The organism is Gordonia sp. SID5947 (genome assembly GCF_009862785.1).
Taxonomy (GTDB): domain Bacteria; phylum Actinomycetota; class Actinomycetes; order Mycobacteriales; family Mycobacteriaceae; genus Gordonia.
In genome coordinates this window covers 3797151-3813767 of the sequence record NZ_WWHU01000001.1, presented here as the reverse complement: position 1 = coordinate 3813767, position 16617 = coordinate 3797151, and the positions used below count along the sequence as shown (strand labels likewise).

The following is a 16617-nucleotide window of genomic DNA, read 5'->3' as shown; positions in this document are numbered from 1 at the left end:
TCATCCCTTTCCGAGAATGACGGTGGACGTCGATGAGAGAGTGCCGCCGGTACCGTGCACCAGAGCCACGTCCGCATCGGATACCTGACGAAGACCTTCGCCGGCGTAATCGCCGCGCAACTGCCGGGTCGCCTCGATCAGCAGAAAGATCCCGTACATGCCCGGATGGGTGAACGAGAGACCACCGCCGTTCGTGTTGAGTGGGAATTCGCCACCAGGTGCGATCCGCCCGTTCTCGACGAACGATGCGGCTTCTCCTGGTTTGCAGAACCCGAGGGACTCCAGCGTCAACAAGACGGTGATGGTGAATGAGTCATAGACCTCGACGAGATCGATGTCCTCGAAGTGAACACCGGCCATCTGCATCGCCGCCGGCCCCGATACCGCGGCACCGGTCACGGTGATGTCGGGACTGTTCGCGATGCTCATGTGGGTCATCGACTCGCCGTAGCCGAGGATCTCGACAGGCTTCGTCGCGATCTCTGCCCAGCGCTCCTCTGCCGCAACCACGATCGCTCCGCCGCCGTCGGTCACCAGGCAGCAGTCCATCTTGTGCAACGGATCGGCGATCATGGTCGAGTTGAGCACATCATCGACGGTGATCGGTTCCCGCAGGTATGCCTCCGGATTCATCCCGGCCCAGGCGCGCGCAGCCACCGCGACCTCGGCAAGTTGGGCGCTCGTGGCACCGTAGGTGTGCATATAGCGTTGTGCCGCCATGGCATACGCACCGATCGGATCCGGGAATCCGTAGGGAAAGACGAATTGGCGCTCCATCACGTCTGCGGCATCCGCCCAGTTGGAGCCACCGGTCTTGGCCGTGCTTCCGTAGGTGATCAGCGCGACATCGATCATGCCTGCCTCGATGGCAGCCATCGCATGGCCCACGTGCGTCTCGAATGAGCATCCGCCGACGCTGGACGTGTCCATGTACTTGGGCTGGATGCCGAGATACTCGGCCAGCGACAGCGCGGGCGCCCACGACCACATGCCACTGGTGAACAGGGCGTCGACGTCGCCGAAGCCGAGTCCCGACTCATCGAGCGCTTTCTTGGCAGCCAGAGCCTGCTGCGACATGACGCTGAGGTGTGGCGTCTTCCCCAAGTCGGAGTGAGCGACGCCGACGACGGCGGCGCGACGACTTCTAGTCACGCTGTTCCTCTTTCGGATACTGTGATTGGCTTGTGTTTCAGACCACTGATGTGGCCATACGGCGCGAGCATTGTGGATTGTGATGCGCGCCGCATACTGGCGAGCGTAAAGGATTAGTTATCGATCCACAAGATCCGCACCTCGCCCCAACTCGGCAGCCTTCACATGCCCGTATCTGATGCAAAGGTCTAAGTAGTGATAGTTTCGAAGCGACCGCGCTCGCGCTGAGCCGGTCGTAGTCGAATCCAGATATCCAAGGAACAGGAGCAGTCATGGCGGGCGTTCTCGACGGAAAAGTGGTCATCGTCACCGGTGCAGGGCAGGGCATCGGTAGAGGTCATGCTCTGGAGTTCGCGCGGCACGGTGCCAAAGTGGTCGTCAACGACATCGGTGCCGACGTGCACGGTGTGGGCGGCTCCGAGCAGCCCGCGGCGGGTGTGGTCGAGGAAATCCGTTCTGCCGGTGGCGAAGCGGTGATCAACGGGGACGACGTCGCCGATTTCGACGGCGCGGGCCGCCTCGTCAACTCAGCCATCGAGCACTTCGGCCGGCTCGATGTCTTGGTCAACAACGCGGGCATCCTCCGAGACCGCATGCTGGTCAACATGACACCCGAAGAGTGGGACGCCGTCATCCGAGTGCATCTTCGAGGGACCTTCGCGCCCTTGCGCCATGCGGCCGACCATTGGCGCGCCCGGGCAAAGGCGGGCGAAGATGTCGACGCTCGCGTCATCAACACGACTTCGTCGTCCGGTATCTACGGGGCGGTCGGCCAGACGAACTACGGTGCCGCAAAGGCCGGTATCGCGGCCATGACCATCATCGCCGCCGACGAGTTGACCCGCTACGGTGTGCGCGTCAATGCCATCGCGCCGGGTGCGCTGACGCGGATGACCGAGGGACTGACTGCCGAACCGGATCCCGATCAGCCGTTCTTCTCTCGCGATCCGGAGAACATCGCCCCGATGGTCGTGTGGCTGGCAACTCCAGCCGCGGCGGCGATCACGGGTCGTGTTTTCAATGTCGCAGGCGGCACGATCAGTGTCGCAGAGGGCTGGCGTGCCGGACCTCGTGCCGACAAAGAGGGCCGATGGGCGGTTGAGGAGCTCGACGAGGTCGTTCCGGGCCTGGTCGCCGAGGCCAAGCCGAATGTCGAATGGACCGGTTACCCAGCCGGCGAGGAACATTGAGATGCCGCTGCGACTCAGCAGCGTCGGTGAGACATCAAGGGCGGTACAGGTTTCGTGGGTCGAGCGGGACACGTTGCTGTACGCGATCGGCGTCGGAGCGGGCATCGACGCTCCCGACCAGGAGTTGGCATTCACCACGGAGAACAGCAATGGTCTGACCCAGCAGGCCCTGCCGACGTTTGGCGTCATCGTCGCATCCGGCTACGACGACGTCGACGTCGGCCCCTACGACGATGCCCAACTGGTGCACGCCGAACAGTTCGTGGAACTGCATCGGCCCTTGCCGACGGCTGGAGAGCTGACTGTCACCATGACGATCGAGGGCATCTTCGACAAGGGTTCCGGCGCGCTGGTCCGTCGGCGAGTCGATGCCGTCGACCCGACGGACGGTGCCGCGGTGCTGACGTCGCGCAGCTCGATGTTCATCCGCGGCGAAGGCGGTTTCGGCGGTGATCGCGGGCCGGCCGACCAATGGGCGAGCCCGACCTCGGCACCCGATTCCGTGGTCACCTACCCGACCCGACCGGAACAGGCTCTGCTGTATCGCCTCAGCGGTGACCGTAACCCGTTGCATTCGGATCCCTGGTTCGCACTCAGAGGCGGTTTCGACCGGCCGATCCTGCACGGTCTGTGCAGCTATGGTGTCGCCGGTCGCGCGCTGTTACACCATGTGGCGGAATCGAATCCCGCACTCTTCGGATCGATGGGCGCCCGTTTCACATCGCCGGTCTATCCCGGAGACACCCTTTCGGTCGCGCTGTGGCCCATGCGGAGGGGGCATACTTCCGGGTCCACCGACAGGACGGAACGGTCGTGCTCGATCGTGGTGTCTTCACCTTCGCACCTGGCGCGACCGCTTAGCCCCGTCCAGGCCGGTTCCGAGCGCCGACGGCCGAGCATTCCCGGAGGCGCTCGGGATCGCCCGAAGCACGGATCTCGTAATGTCGTGCTCGTAGCCGCATCCAGGGTCCGCTCAGAGATCGAGCTGCTCGATCCGGTCTGGGCGCAGCGCACTTCCTGCCGTCACGTCGAAGAGACCCACGCCGAGGTCCGCCAGTATCTGCGCGACGACGTCGTAGGGTACATCCGCGCGATCGCTCTGTCCGCCATCCGGACACGACCCCGTCCGGAAGCCTGTCGGCAGTGGTGATCGCAGGTACAGCAGCACACCGGATCCGGCATCCCGGATCTGTTGTTGCGACTGTGCCAGCAACGTCCGGCACTCGCAGTCCGCAGAACCGAACACATCACCCTTCAAGCATTCGTGATGTACCGCGACCAGGGTGCGTCCCGCATCTCGGATCGATCCGAACGTCAGAGCCAGATGCTCCACACCGTCCAGAGTGGATTCATACCCGATCGCAGTGAAGGCACCGTAAGCAGTCGGTAGGCGTGCTTGTGCCCATCGCCGGATCAGGCTGGTCGTCCGGCGGAGGTGGCGGACGAGATCGGTGAGTCGCACCGCAGGCAGCGTGAGCTGCGCGGCGACCTCGTCGGCGTCGTCACGTCCGACGAGCATTCCCTCGCGGTCGACGAGTTTCGCCACGACGGCAACGGGCTCCAGACCCGCGATCTGGCACAGGTCGACCGCCGCCTCCGCTCGGCTTGCGACCCTGAGCACCCCCTCGGGCCGGGTCCGCAGGGGGAACACACAGCCCGGCATGCTCAGGTCGGTTCGGCGTGTGTGTGGATCGGCGAGCGCACGGATGGTCGCGGCCCGACCGGCCGCGCTCACAACCGGGAAGTCGGATCGGGCGTCGACGGTGACCGCGAACACGTCACCGAGTGGCCGCTCGACCCGAGAACCGACCATCGGGACCAGGCCCAGCCTGTCTGCACGGGATTCTTCCAGCGCGACACACAGCAGTCCGCTGGTGCGTCCGCCCATGCCGGCCACGGCATCCGCGGTGATGCGCTCGGCCGCCATCACCAAGGACACGTCTCCGGTCGCGCAGACACCTGTGGTGTCGTCGACCAGCACCACGGCCAGTCCGGCGCGCAGATGTGTGACTGCGGCGTCGAACTGTTGAGAGACAGCGGTATTCATCGTCATGGTCTCCCTGGGGCAGGGTACGGCGGCCGTGGATCCCGTACGGGATCCACGGCCGCCATGAGCAGGCTATTTTCCGAGGCCCAGCTTGTCGGTGGCGTTCTCCAGGACGGGACGCAGATGACCGAGGATCTCGTCGAAATGCTCCGGACCACAGATCAGCGGTGGCGAGAGCGTGATCGCGGGCTCTCCGCGCCGGTCCGTGCGCAGCAACAGACCACGACGTTCGAGCTCCATCGAGATCAGATCCCTGAGCAACTCGTCCACCTCGGAGTAGCCGAACTTCTCCTTGGTCTCGTTGTCGCGGACCAGCTCGATGCTCCACAGGTATCCGGCACCGCGGACGTCTCCCACGATCGGAATGTCTCTCAGAGAATCCAGCGAAGCTCTCAACGTGCCTTCGTTGGACCGAACGTGCTGCGGGATCTGTTCACGCTCGAGGATCTCGATGTTCGCCAGTGCCACGGCTGCCGACAGCGGATGTCCCGAGAAGGTGTGTCCGTGCTGGAAGGTCGTCGTGCCCTCGAGGAACGGTTCCATCACCTTGTCCGTTGCGATCAACGCACCCATCGGCGCGTATGCGGACGTCAGGCCTTTGGCCGTGGTGAGCAGATCCGGGGCGAACCCATAGCGGTTCGACGCAAACCAGTCACCGATTCGGCCCCAGCCACAGATCACCTCGTCGGCGATCAGCAGGATGCCGTTCTCGTCGCAGATTTCACGAACACGTTCGTAGTATCCCGGCGGTGCCACCAGCGCACCGCCGCCGGCCTGAACCGGCTCCATGATGACCGCACTGATCGTCTTCGGTCCCTCGAAGGCGATGGTCCGCTCCAAGGGAGCGGTCAGCGCCTCGGCGGTCCAGTCTCCCTCACACCGGTATCGGTCGGTGTTCGGGATGAACCGGGCTCCCCCCACCATCGGCTCGAATGGTTCACGGCAGTAGTTCAGAGGTGTCACCGACGTCGCGTACATCGTGCAGCCGTGATAGGCGGTCATACGCGAGATCACCTTGTAACGGCCGCGATCCCCGCGCTCGTAGTGGTACTGCCGCGCGAGCTTGAGCGCAGCCTCGACTGCCTCGCTGCCACCAGAGGTGAACAACACCCGGTTCAGGTCTCCGGGGGCGTAGTGCGCAATCTTGGCCGCCAGTTCGGCCGCGACCGGGTGAGCGCCACCCCATGTGGGAGCGAACGCCAGCGTGCGCAACTGGCGTTCGGCTGCTTCGGCGATCTCGACCCGGCCGTGTCCGATGTTGTTGCAGAACAGGCCGGACAGACCGTCGAGATACTTCTTGCCGGTGTCGTCGAAGATGTAAGGGCCTTCGCCGCGCACCCACATGGGCAGGTCGTCGCGGCTGTAGTCAGACATCCGGGTGAAGTTCATCCAAAGGTGCCGGAGCACTTGTTCACGCTGGCGCATTGCGTCCGGCGCGACCGTTCCGTGCTCCGGGGTCATGATTGACATCGTGAGTCCTTCTGAGTGGTTATCTGGGGCGCGCTCCTAGGCCGCCATGGATTCTTGTCGGTGCATTGAGCTGATCGCGACGCCAGGTCATTTTCGTTTGACTGCGATGGCGTCGAGCTCGACACGGCAGTCGCGGGCTATACCCACGAAGTGCGTCGACCGCATCGGGTACTCACCGTCGGGCCAGTACTCCTTGTAGACCTTGGCAAACTCGGCCTGATAGTTGCGATCACTGAGGTACACCGTCATCTTGCAGACGTGGCTCAGATCGCAGCCCACCGCCTGCAGCTTCTGCTGCATACGGTCCAGACAGATACGTGTCTCGTCCGCGATCGTCACAGCCTCGTCGGCACGGCGCAACTCCGTGTCGTGGTACGCCATCGATGCGACGAACACGAATTCGTCTGTCTCGACACCGTGGGACAGACCTGCCCGCCTGAGATCCGGAAGACCCGGGACCTGGAATGACCGGCGCATACTTGTTTCTCCTCAATCTCTCTGGTGACCATGCCTCGTGGGCCGAATGCGTTGTCAGACGATGCTCACGCGTCCGGCACGAGATCAGTCGTCCTCCATCTCGTTCTCGGACGGTTCCATGATGGCGATATGGGTCATATCGCAATCGTCCAACGCCCCGTGCGCGTGACGTTCGCGTGCCGGGATGAACACCAGGTCGCCGGTCGAGATCTCCTTGCGCCCCTCGTCTGTGGCGATGAAACCGTGGCCGTTGGTGACCAGCAGGTATTGGTCGACGGAGTGCTTGTGCCACACGGTGCGCCCGCCGGGACGGAAGGTGACCTCGAGGACCCGGACGCGTTCGGCTTCGGGCGGGGCGACGAGCGAGCGCATGTACACCTCTCCACGGAACATCGGATTGTCCCCGGTGGATTCCGGAAGCGGCCGGCCGATGTTGACGATTTTCATTTGGCTGTGACTCTCCTTCGAGCGAGGGTTTTCCGGTCGTTCCTGGCGCGACCGATGCGTACCAGAAGGATCATAGCCTAGACCAATACGCCCGGGAAGGGCATCTGCCCATCACGCACGACCGCTACCGCGGCCACATCGAAGGAATGCCTTTTACCTGCACATTTCCTCAGATACGCCGCCCATCGGGCTCACTGAGGACGCTCGCGACGGCCTTCAATTTGAAGGCCTACCTAAGGATTCGGGCGAGGTGGTACATTCTGCATAGGAATATTCAGAATCCTTAAAGAGCCCGCGTCCGAGGAGATGTACTGTGCGTTTCGACTACATGGTCAATGTTTGGACCCACGGCCGAAACCTGCCCTATCGCGATGTAATCCGCGAGTACGTCGAGCAGGTACGGCAAGCAGAGAAGGCCGGCTTCACCGGAGCATGGGTCGGCGAGCACCACTTCCAGGAGGAGGGTTTCGACGTACTGCCCAACCCCACCCTGCTCGCAACTCATATTGCAGCGCACACCGAGTCCATTCGAATCGGCTTGGGGGCGGTCACACTTCCGGCATGGAATCCCCTGCGCGCCGCGGAGGACATCGCCAGCCTCGACCACTACAGCGACGGCCGGGTCGACTGCGCCTTCAGCCGCGGGATCGATCCACGAGACATCGTGCACCTCAACCCCGATGCCGACCGGTCCAACGAGAAGGCAAGCCTGCAGCTGTTCGTAGAGTCCTTGGATATCGTCGAGAAGGCTTGGACCACTTCCGATCTCAACTACTCGGGCGAACACTTCAGCTACCCGAGGCCGGGGCTCAAGGTCCGACCGATGCCATGGCATGAGCGCAGCAGTTCAGTCGTCGACGCCGACGGCACACAGATTGCACTCGATGTGCTTCCGAAACCCCTCCAGTCGCCGCATCCTCCGTTGCACCTGGTCACCGAGAGCCCAGGTGGGGTGAGCCTGGCGGCTGCCCGTGACATGGGTGTGATCACCTGGCTGCCATCCGGCGACCGTCTCCGGCAGCTCTTCGCGACGTACGCGCGCGCCTCCGAAGAGGCGGGGCGACCGGTGCGCCCCGGCGAGCGCACCGCGATACTCCGGCCGTGTTTCGTGGCCGAGTCCATGAAGGAGGCTCGCGCCAAGACCGAAGCCGCGGCAAACCGGATGGGCGGCGCGATGACAGGTGGACCACGTGGCCGCACCGCGTTCTACAGCAGCGCCGACGATGTGGACAACGGTGAGGACATGTTCGATTTCCTGCTGGCCCGCGATCACCTCTTGATCGGCACGCCTGAATCGGTGCGTGATCAGATGATTCGACTGCGCGACGAATACGACGTCAACCACATTCTGTGTTGGACACCGTTCTACGGCGTGAGCCATGAGGATGCATTGTCGTCGATACGACTGTTCGCGGAGGAGATTGCCCCGAAACTCGCCTACTGAGAGATTCCGGCGGCTCGTATTCGCCTGATCCACAAGGTATGTGAGGCCGAGCGTCGGCATCGGCCGTCACTCCCCGACCTGCGACAGGAAGAACATGTCTGATGCAAACATAGTTGATCTCCCGATAGCGCCGATGCGATCCGCCGACCGGCAACCGATGCGCAACCGCGTCATCGCCATCATCGTGGACGCCCTTCGATCGGGTGTGTACAAGGAGGGCGATCGTCTCCCCTCCGAGCGCACGCTGGCAGCCGACATCGGTGTCAGCCGGGCGATCGTCAGCTTCGCCATCGACGAGCTGGCGAGCAAGGGTGTGTTGGAGTCTCGGCGTGGTCGCGGTGGCGGGACGTTTGTGGTCTCGGTGTCGGATCTGCCCACCACCGATGAGCGTCTACCCGGTGACCGACGCGATGTGATGGCGTGGCTGCTCGAGGCACGCGAGCCCATCGAGTTGACTGTCGCGCTGTTGGTCTCTGCCAGAGGGCGAGTCGCGGATTTGCGAGATCTGCGGGCCATCTATACCGAGATGGCGGACGCCCTCGACAGCGCAGGCGAATACGCAGAGGCCGCGATGCGTTTCAACCTACGGCTGGCCGAGGCCTCTGGTAATCCGCTGCTGCGTGAGATCGTCAGACAGCTCGTGAACGAACAGGCCGCACTGCGTCACGAGTTCAGCGGGCAACCGACCTCGGACGAGTTGCGCGAGACGTCCCTGGCCACCCACGCCCGCCTCCTCGATGCACTGGAGAGCGGTGCGCCCCACCAGATCGCAGCAGCCGTGAATGCGCACATGCGCGGAATCCGGCAGATCTATCTGGGTGACGACGAGTCAGAGCACGGGTTTGTGAACACACTGCTTCCAGAGGTCTAGCGCGCTTCTCGATCGACGGTGCGCGAATGGGCCTGCCGAGCACCGCGACAGGCGGGCGCGCGGTAGTCGATCACCGGACGCCCGCACATGCCGTCGGCTTACAGCCTCGTCAGCTCCTCCGAGATGCCGGCTCAACAGCACCTGTGCGCGTGATCAGACTGAGCGGCCGGTTGTGCAGCAGACCCTCGATCACGTCATCGGGGATGGGCGTGACACCCTGCAACCGGGTGTTGAGGCCGCGCAACAGCTCAGCGCCCCGTTGAGGCGTCACCAGTGGGAAATCGGTGCCGAACAGGACTCGGTCGATGGTGTTGTAGTCCAACGCGCCCATCAGTCCGTTGTAGAGCTGCCATGGTCGGGTCAGCCGGGCGGAGACATCGGTGAACACGTTCTTGTGTCTGGCCATCACAGCAGTGGTCTCACCGATCCACGGCTGGCCCAGGTGTGCGATGATCATCGGCATCTGCGGAAACGCGCCGGCCACCGGATCCAGGAGAATCGGATTGGCTGCCGCCAGACTGCATCGCGGGTGGAACACGGTGCCCTGATGGAAGATCAGGAACATGCCAAAGCGATCGGCCAGCTCGTAGATCGCAAAGGCCTCGTCGGACTGCGGATGAAAGTTCTGGTATGGCGGCGAGAGTTTCAGGCCACGCAGCTTCAATTCCGTCGCCGCGCGCTCGAGTTCCTCCAGCGCGCCGGGATCATTGGGGTCCACGGACGCCACGCCCACACCTAGTCCGCCGCTGTTGTTGACGTATTCGGCCACGTAGTCGTTCGGCACTGACATGTTCAAGAACCGACTCGTCAGCGCGATCGCGATGAACCCTTCGACTCCCGCCTCGGCCATTGCCTTGGCGTGCTGTTCGTGACTGCCCTCTTCTGGCGCGCCGTGCAGGTAGTCGCCCCAGTCGCCCAGATGTTCCGGCAGCCACACGTGGGTGTGCCAATCAACGATCAAAGTTCCGCTCCCTTCCGAAGACCAGTCACCGACGATGGCCATCCGGATCTATAGTTAATGGATTGAACTATAGACCTCTAAAGCGGTCAGCACAACGCGCTTGGAGCGCAAATCCGCGGCCTCCGCCATCACCATCGCTTCGGATTTTCGCAGCATATCCGCGAGTGCATGCTCACAGAAGGTCATCCTCGGCTCATCAAAGGCACACAAGGGGCCGCGAGGCACGTTGGACTTTGGGTTTCAGAAAGGCGTTCTTGATAGTCCATACCCTGGGCACAGGGGTCGGAACTGGTACTCCAAAGCCGCGCGATGATCACCAAGACGGGCCGACGACACCTCGGGGTCGGCGGATCGCCGGTACGCAAGACATGAATGTCGTCAGATCAGCACCATTAGGGGCCTGGCGCTTCGATGGACAGCGCTGCAGGCTGTGGAATCGGCAACAGCCTCGATCTGCGCACCTCGCTCGATCTGTCGCACCTCGGCCGACAAGGGGAGCCGGCGGCGTCAGAATGCGCAGGGAGTGTCAGAATGCGCTGCGTGTGGACATGGCGTACTCACACTCGCGCTGTGGTGAGACCTATCAGGGCGGTCTTCTCATGCCGCGGCGCGCCCGGCCTCAGAGACACGGGCGCGCCGCCCCCTCATGGTTGTGGCAGATGGCGTCGGCCATCTCTCATGTGACGGACCGTTTCGTCGGCGTCCACCCCGGCGCGGGCACAGACTGCCGCAGCAGTTGGGTGTAGGCGTTCTGCGGGGTATCGAGTACTGCGTCCGTCTGACCCGCTTCCACGACCTCGCCCTTGCACATCACCAGGACCTGTTCGGTCATCTGGCGGATCACCGCCAGATCGTGTGACACGAAGAGGTAGGCGATACCGGTGTCACGGCGAATGTCCGCCAGCAGGTTCAGAACCTGCGCCTGCATCGACACATCGAGCGCCGACGTCGGTTCGTCGAGGATCAGGACTTCCGGTTCGGTCGCCAAGGCCCGGGCGATGGCAACACGCTGTCGCTGACCGCCGGAGAGCGCACGCGGGTAGGCGCGACCGTGGCGGGGGTCCAATCCGACCTGCTCGAGCAGTCTGGCGGTACGTTCGCGACGTTCGGCGCGACTCAGTGAGAAGTGCATCCGCAGGACCTCGTCCAGTGACTCCGACACTCGCTGCATCGGATCGAGAGACGCATAGGGATTCTGGAACACGATCTGGGCTTCCCGTCCGCGCCGAAGACGCTCGGCCTTTCGCGCCTTCGAACCGATGCGAGGACGACCGGCCACGACGATCTCGCCCGACGTCGGTGTTTCGAGTCCGAGCACCATCCGGACCGTGGTGGTCTTGCCCGATCCGGATTCGCCGACGATCCCGACCGACCCGCCGGCCGGAACCGTGAACGACACGTCGTTCACGGCCACGAACTCCGACGTGCGCCAGGTCCCGGCGTCACGAACCTGGTACACCTTCCGTAACTCACGCACTTCGATGACCGGCTCGGCGATCGCACTCTCACCGGTGTCCGCAACCATCGTTCGTGTCATGAGCTGAGTCCTTCACTTCTGGCACCACTTAGTTCTGCGTGGATTTCCTCGGCACGGTGACACGCGACGCGTCCGCCTCGCAGCGGAGCCAACTCGGGTAGGTCGGTCTCGCACTCGTCCACCGCGAATGTGCATCGTGGGCAGAAGGCGCACCCGGGCGGAGCGTCGAGCGGAGAAATGGGCCTGCCGGGAACAACGTCTAATCTGTCCATGCGCTTGTCGACGCTCGGACGCGATCGTGCCAGTGCGGCCGAGTACGGATGCAGTGGTGCGTCATGCAAATCGACCGATCGACGTTCCTCGACCACCCGGCCGGCGTACATCACCAGCGTTCGATCGCACACCGCCGACGCAAGTTCGAGATTGTGTGTGATGAACAAAAGTGCCATGTCCCGGCTGCGACGTTGCTCGTCGAGGATGGCCATCACATCAGCCTGGGTGGTCACATCGAGTGCCGTCGTGGGCTCGTCGGCGACCAGCAGGCGTGGACCCGGTGCCAGGGCCGCTGCGATCATCACCCGCTGAAGAAGTCCTCCGAGAGCTGATGGGGGTATTGGGTGAGACGCCTTGCCGCATCGTTGATCCCGACTTCCTCCAACGACCTCACCGCGAGATCGACCGCGGCCTGCCGCGACATGCCGGAAGTCGATGTCATTGCCTCGGTGAGGAAATCGCCGATGGTGTACACCGGATTGATGTGCGAGCGCGGGTCCTGAAAGATGAAACCCACGCCGTTGGAGTAGAAATCACGTAGTGCTGAGCCGCGTAGCTGCGCGACGTCATCTCCGTCGAACCGCACGCTCCCCGACATCCGCGCGCCGGGAGGAAGACTCCGGGTGATTGCTCGGGCCGTCATGCTCTTACCGGACCCAGACTCGCCCACCACCCCCAGGGACTCACCGGGCTCGAGGGAGAACGAGCTACCGTAGAGGACGGTCTCGAACTCGTGTCGGATTCTCAGCTGTACCGAGAGGTTCTCGACTTCCAATAGGTTCGCCATCACTCCTCAACTCCCCAGCGTTCTGACATGCGATTTCCGAGCAAGATGACCGTCAGAACGGTCACCACGATTGCCGCACCCGCGAAGAGTGACTGGTATGGCTGTCCGTTCAGGAGCCCCTGCTGGCCCTGCGAGACCATCAGGCCCCAGTCCGACTTGGGTTCCTGCACACCGAGTCCGATATAGGACACCGCCGCCAGTTCCATGACCACGTAGCCGAAGCTGATGGTCGCCTGCGCGAACACCAGCGGCATGACGTTCGGCAGCACGTGCCGCATCGTGGTCGCAAAACCGCCGGCGCCCTGTACCGAGGACGCCTCGACATAACCCATTCGCCGCTCGCGCAACGCCATACTGCGTACCACCCGGGCGATGTAGGGCAGGTAGGCGATACTCAACGCGATCACCGGCCCGGTGAGGCCGGGTCCCGCCACCGCTGTCGCGAGGATCGCCAGCATCAGGCCGGGAAAGGCGAAGATGATGTTGAGGACCCGGCTGATCACGGTGTCCGTCAATCTGCCTCGCCACGCGGCGAACAGGGCCAGCGCGGTGCCCACGACGGAAGCCAGCAACACGATCCCGGCCGATGCCAACAGAGTCGGACGCGCTCCCACGAGCAACCGGGACAGGATGTCTCGACCGGTGTCGTCGGTACCGAGCCAGTGCGCGCTCGACGGTGCTGCCCCGATGTCCGTGAGGTTGAGGGCGTTCGGGTCATACGGTGCCATGAGCGGACCGAAGGCGACGATCACGATGAGGATCGCGATCACGCTCCCGCAGATCCATTCGGTGGCATTGAAACTCGACTTCACACGTGCGAACCCGGCAGAGATGGTCGGCCGTGTGAACGATGCCGCGATGGCCATGATCACGCTCCTTCTGTGCGGCCGCTGAGCCGCGGGTCGAGCAGCGCGTACAGCACGTCCACAACTGCGTTGACGATGACGAAAATCGCTACGAGCAACAACGCGATCGCCTGTACGACGGCGAAGTCCCGCTGATTGATGGCGGCGATCAGGTAGGCGCCCAACCCGTTCAGGCTGAAGGCGTCTTCGACCACGGCGACCGCCGCGAACAAAGAGGCGACGGTCAGACCCACGACGGTGGTGATCGGGATCATCGCGTTACGGAGCACATGGCGACGAAGCACGCGTCCCCGGGACAAACCGCGAACGGTCGCGGTCTGCACGTGTTCGCTCCTCAGCTGATTCCGCACCTCGGCGTTCGCCACGAGGGTCACATACGCCAGACCGGAGAGGGCGAGAGAAACAGCGGGAAGCGTCAGGTGCCACAGGCGGTCGACGAGCCCGCTGCCCTCACCCAGAACCGGGAACCACCCGAGCGTCACCGAGAAGACCGACACAAGAAGCATCGCTGCCACGAACTGTGGGATGGCCATACCCAGTGACGTCGCAGCCACGATACCCGTTCCGAGGAGCCGCGGTCGCAGCGCGGCCAGGACGCCGAGACCGATGCCGCACAACACGATCAACATCCCGGCGTAGCCCACCAACTGAAGCGTCACGACCAGCCGGGAACCGACGAGGTTGCTGACGGGTTCTTTGTAGATCAGTGAGGTCCCCAGGTCACCGTGCAGGACATTGGACAGCCAATGCCAGTACTGAACGAAGAAGGGATCGTTCAGGTGATACTGCTCTTTGAGTCGCTCGATCGAGGCGGGGTCCATCGAGCGCCCTCCGAGGAGCGCGCCCAACGGTCCGCCTCCCGGTGCGATGTAGAGCGCACCGTAGATCAGCAAGCTGGATACGAAGAGAGTCAGGATCAACCAGAACAGTTGCACGCCGAGCAATCTCAGCGCTGGCGTCGCTCGTGTCATTTTTGCTATCCACCTTCAGTTCATGCACGGCGCGCAACGCGCCGCCGCGTGTGGGTACTCGCACGACATCCGGACCGATACCGAGGCCGCATGGCGCCGGCCATCGCGCCCGGATGTCGTTCGGGTGCTACTTCGCGGCGCCTATGGACGGCGCCCAGATTCCGGATGCGAAGAACGGGTCCGCGAGTCCCACGCCCGTCAGTTGTTTGCTGAGGAACGTGTTCGCGTTGGGGGTGTACAGGGTGATCATCACCGCATCCTCCGCCACCTTCACGAGTACCGGCGCCAAGATCTTCGCCTGCTCGACCTGATCATCGGTCGCGGCCGCCTTGTCCATCGCAGCGTCGACCTCGGGGTTCTGGTAGTTGAGGAGGTTGTTGCCGGCATCCGGTCCGAGGTAGGAACCGAACATGCTCAACGGTGACCCGCCGGCCATCGTGTCGTTGTCCCACAGAAGGTCGATGCCGGCACGTTGCTGCGGGTCGTAATACATGTTGTTCAGGTCGGCCGGCGGCGTCACGCGTAGGTCGAGCTTCAGACCGACCTGCTCCGCCGTGGACTGCAAAACAGTCCCCACTCGACGGATCTCCTCATCACCTTCCGGAATCGCAAGAACCAGCGGACGATTGGGCGCTCCGGCCTCTTCGACCAGCTTCTTGGCCTCGTCGAGGCTTCCCTTGGGCACGGTGGCCAGGGCGTCCTTGTAGACCTTCGATGACGCCTCGGTCTGTACCGGGGTGTCCATGACCGTGTCAGGCATCATCCAGTTGAGCGGAGTGCCGAGACCGTGCAACACGCCCTGGACCAGACCCGCACGGTCGATGGCCATGCTCAGTGCCCGACGAATCCGCACATCTGCGATCGGTCCGTCACTCGTGGCCGGCAGCAGCGCACTGATCGTTCGGGTGGCGGTCGAGGAGTACAGGGTCCCGGTACTGGAGTTCTGGAGCCCCGGCACGCTCGCGGACGAGAGCTGGAACGAGCCGTCGACCGCTCCGGACTGCAGCGCCTGCATCATGGTGTTCGACGAGGTGATGAACTGGAAGGACATCGCCGCGGAATGCGCGCGGTGCTTCGGGTTCCAGTAGTCGTCGTTGCGCTGCAACTCGATCTGTTCACCCGGCGTCCATTTCTTCAACCTGTACGGACCAGAGCACATCAGACCACCCGACGGGGTGCCATAGCGTGCGCCCGCGGCACGCATGAACTTTTCCTGGCCGATCGCGCCGCCGGCGCTGTCGAGATAGTTGTAGAACGACACGTCCGGCTTACGCAGCTTCACCGTCACCTCTAGCGGTCCGGTTGCCTTGATGCTCTCGACGTTCTTGTACATCGCACCGTAGTAGGTCGCGACTGCCGGGTCCAGATTGATGCCCAGGCTGTACGCGACGTCCTCGGCGGTGAGCGGATCGCCGTTCCAGAAGCGGACACCATCATGGATTGTGAACACGTAAGTCGTCAGATCGGGATGATCGACCTTCTCCGCGAGCCCCATTCCATCGGTGAGGTCCGGTTCGGTCGTGACCAATGTGTCACAGAGATTCGACATGACCGTGCCCGCGCTGAAGTCGAACGAGTGCGGTGGATACATCGTCGCCGGCTCCCCAGTCGGCAGATTCCACTTGATCATGTCGACGTCACCCTTGGCCGGTGGTGTGTCGTATACGCGAGACGCGCTGTTCTGCGCGGAATCCGACGTCGTGGTGCCCCCGCACGCCGCGATGGACACCGCGAGCGCAGACGTTGCGGCGACCGTGACAACCGCACGTAAGCAGCGGCTCCGATCGAGAACTCCACTGCGGCGCCGGTGAGACGCAGCATCAGCTGACGGTCGCATCATATCTGTTCCTATCCGACAGCGGCCGAGAGGCCGCGACTGACGAGTGATGGTCTACCCCACCCTCACTACACCGTTGTGATCACTGCCACACCGCTGAATGGCCTATACGCTAAACCTTAGAACCAGAACGCGCAACACTTCGTACGACCGTTCGTACTTCTGCCGTTATAGAGGCAGGGACGCTCATGCGATACAGTCGGTAGCCTGGTAGAACCGCCGAGAGTCCGAACTGTTTTGCCGAACCTTCGTTCAGTAACACCTATGCACATCGAGACCGCAGAGATCCAAAATGTCCAACTTATGATATTTTTGCGGCGACCGGAGGCCGTCTGGCGAATCACGGC

General features: G+C 63.2%; 16 protein-coding genes. 3 read left to right on the top strand and 13 right to left on the bottom strand.

Features of this window, described 5'->3' with window-relative positions; all coding sequences use genetic code 11:
• Positions 1–1152, bottom strand: coding sequence for an acetyl-CoA acetyltransferase (locus tag GTV32_RS17405; protein ID WP_161061378.1), 1152 nt, complete (start codon positions 1150–1152; stop codon positions 1–3).
• A gap of 272 nt (positions 1153–1424) precedes the next feature.
• Between GTV32_RS17405 and GTV32_RS17400 the strand changes: the two genes are divergently transcribed.
• Entirely contained in the window at positions 1425–2342 is a 918-nt protein-coding gene (locus GTV32_RS17400) for an SDR family oxidoreductase (protein ID WP_161061377.1), read from the top strand.
• A gap of 34 nt (positions 2343–2376) precedes the next feature.
• Here GTV32_RS17400 and GTV32_RS23175 read toward each other — a convergent pair whose 3' ends face one another.
• From GTV32_RS23175 to GTV32_RS17375, 5 genes are all read right to left on the bottom strand, one after another.
• Complete coding sequence (locus tag GTV32_RS23175; RefSeq protein WP_202422914.1) at positions 2377–2814, bottom strand: hypothetical protein; 438 nt, start codon at positions 2812–2814, stop codon at positions 2377–2379.
• A 501-nt stretch (positions 2815–3315) separates the two neighbouring features.
• A complete protein-coding gene (locus tag GTV32_RS17390; protein ID WP_161061376.1) occupies positions 3316–4389 on the bottom strand; it encodes a 3,4-dihydroxy-2-butanone-4-phosphate synthase in 1074 nt (357 codons plus the stop codon).
• A 72-nt stretch (positions 4390–4461) separates the two neighbouring features.
• Entirely contained in the window at positions 4462–5859 is a 1398-nt protein-coding gene (locus GTV32_RS17385) for an aspartate aminotransferase family protein (RefSeq protein ID WP_237421577.1), read from the bottom strand.
• Positions 5860–5946: 87 nt separating this feature from the next.
• Positions 5947–6336, bottom strand: coding sequence for a RidA family protein (locus tag GTV32_RS17380; protein WP_161061375.1), 390 nt, complete (start codon positions 6334–6336; stop codon positions 5947–5949).
• Between the two features lie 84 nt (positions 6337–6420).
• Positions 6421–6783 (bottom strand): cupin domain-containing protein, encoded by a 363-nt coding sequence (locus tag GTV32_RS17375; RefSeq protein ID WP_161061374.1) that lies wholly within the window; start codon positions 6781–6783, stop codon positions 6421–6423.
• A gap of 313 nt (positions 6784–7096) precedes the next feature.
• Here GTV32_RS17375 and GTV32_RS17370 point away from each other — a divergent pair, with 313 nt between their 5' ends.
• Both GTV32_RS17370 and GTV32_RS17365 read left to right on the top strand, forming a co-directional pair.
• Positions 7097–8227: an LLM class flavin-dependent oxidoreductase gene (locus tag GTV32_RS17370; protein WP_161061373.1), complete on the top strand. Its 1131-nt coding sequence runs from the start codon at positions 7097–7099 to the stop codon at positions 8225–8227.
• Between the two features lie 94 nt (positions 8228–8321).
• Complete coding sequence (locus tag GTV32_RS17365; protein WP_161061372.1) at positions 8322–9098, top strand: FCD domain-containing protein; 777 nt, start codon at positions 8322–8324, stop codon at positions 9096–9098.
• Positions 9099–9207: 109 nt separating this feature from the next.
• Here GTV32_RS17365 and GTV32_RS17360 read toward each other — a convergent pair whose 3' ends face one another.
• From GTV32_RS17360 to GTV32_RS17335, 7 genes are all read right to left on the bottom strand, one after another.
• Positions 9208–10059: an amidohydrolase family protein gene (locus tag GTV32_RS17360; RefSeq protein WP_161061371.1), complete on the bottom strand. Its 852-nt coding sequence runs from the start codon at positions 10057–10059 to the stop codon at positions 9208–9210.
• Positions 10060–10735: 676 nt separating this feature from the next.
• Positions 10736–11596, bottom strand: coding sequence for an ATP-binding cassette domain-containing protein (locus GTV32_RS17355; protein WP_237421576.1), 861 nt, complete (start codon positions 11594–11596; stop codon positions 10736–10738).
• Positions 11593–12111 (bottom strand): oligopeptide/dipeptide ABC transporter ATP-binding protein, encoded by a 519-nt coding sequence (locus GTV32_RS23170; protein WP_237421922.1) that lies wholly within the window; start codon positions 12109–12111, stop codon positions 11593–11595. The genes GTV32_RS17355 and GTV32_RS23170 overlap by 4 nt, the downstream gene beginning before the upstream one ends.
• Positions 12111–12596, bottom strand: a complete 486-nt coding sequence (locus tag GTV32_RS23165) for an ATP-binding cassette domain-containing protein (RefSeq protein ID WP_202421832.1) — start codon at positions 12594–12596, stop codon at positions 12111–12113. The genes GTV32_RS23170 and GTV32_RS23165 overlap by 1 nt, the downstream gene beginning before the upstream one ends.
• A complete protein-coding gene (locus GTV32_RS17345) occupies positions 12596–13462 on the bottom strand; it encodes an ABC transporter permease (RefSeq protein ID WP_161061370.1) in 867 nt (288 codons plus the stop codon). The genes GTV32_RS23165 and GTV32_RS17345 overlap by 1 nt, the downstream gene beginning before the upstream one ends.
• 2 nt (positions 13463–13464) lie before the next feature.
• Positions 13465–14433, bottom strand: coding sequence for an ABC transporter permease (locus tag GTV32_RS17340; protein ID WP_161061369.1), 969 nt, complete (start codon positions 14431–14433; stop codon positions 13465–13467).
• A 127-nt stretch (positions 14434–14560) separates the two neighbouring features.
• Positions 14561–16162, bottom strand: coding sequence for an ABC transporter substrate-binding protein (locus GTV32_RS17335; protein ID WP_161061368.1), 1602 nt, complete (start codon positions 16160–16162; stop codon positions 14561–14563).
• Positions 16163–16617: the final 455 nt, after the last annotated feature.

Coding starts and splice junctions, on each gene's coding strand:
- GTV32_RS17385 (WP_237421577.1), bottom strand. CDS start 5,859: ATGTCAATCATGACCCCGGAGCACGGAACGGTCGCGCCGGACGCAATG.
- GTV32_RS17355 (WP_237421576.1), bottom strand. CDS start 11,596: ATGACACGAACGATGGTTGCGGACACCGGTGAGAGTGCGATCGCCGAG.
- GTV32_RS17400 (WP_161061377.1), top strand. CDS start 1,425: ATGGCGGGCGTTCTCGACGGAAAAGTGGTCATCGTCACCGGTGCAGGG.
- GTV32_RS17340 (WP_161061369.1), bottom strand. CDS start 14,433: ATGACACGAGCGACGCCAGCGCTGAGATTGCTCGGCGTGCAACTGTTC.
- GTV32_RS23170 (WP_237421922.1), bottom strand. CDS start 12,111: ATGATCGCAGCGGCCCTGGCACCGGGTCCACGCCTGCTGGTCGCCGAC.
- GTV32_RS17345 (WP_161061370.1), bottom strand. CDS start 13,462: ATGGCCATCGCGGCATCGTTCACACGGCCGACCATCTCTGCCGGGTTC.
- GTV32_RS17365 (WP_161061372.1), top strand. CDS start 8,322: ATGTCTGATGCAAACATAGTTGATCTCCCGATAGCGCCGATGCGATCC.
- GTV32_RS17375 (WP_161061374.1), bottom strand. CDS start 6,783: ATGAAAATCGTCAACATCGGCCGGCCGCTTCCGGAATCCACCGGGGAC.
- GTV32_RS17380 (WP_161061375.1), bottom strand. CDS start 6,336: ATGCGCCGGTCATTCCAGGTCCCGGGTCTTCCGGATCTCAGGCGGGCA.
- GTV32_RS23165 (WP_202421832.1), bottom strand. CDS start 12,596: ATGGCGAACCTATTGGAAGTCGAGAACCTCTCGGTACAGCTGAGAATC.
- GTV32_RS17390 (WP_161061376.1), bottom strand. CDS start 4,389: ATGAATACCGCTGTCTCTCAACAGTTCGACGCCGCAGTCACACATCTG.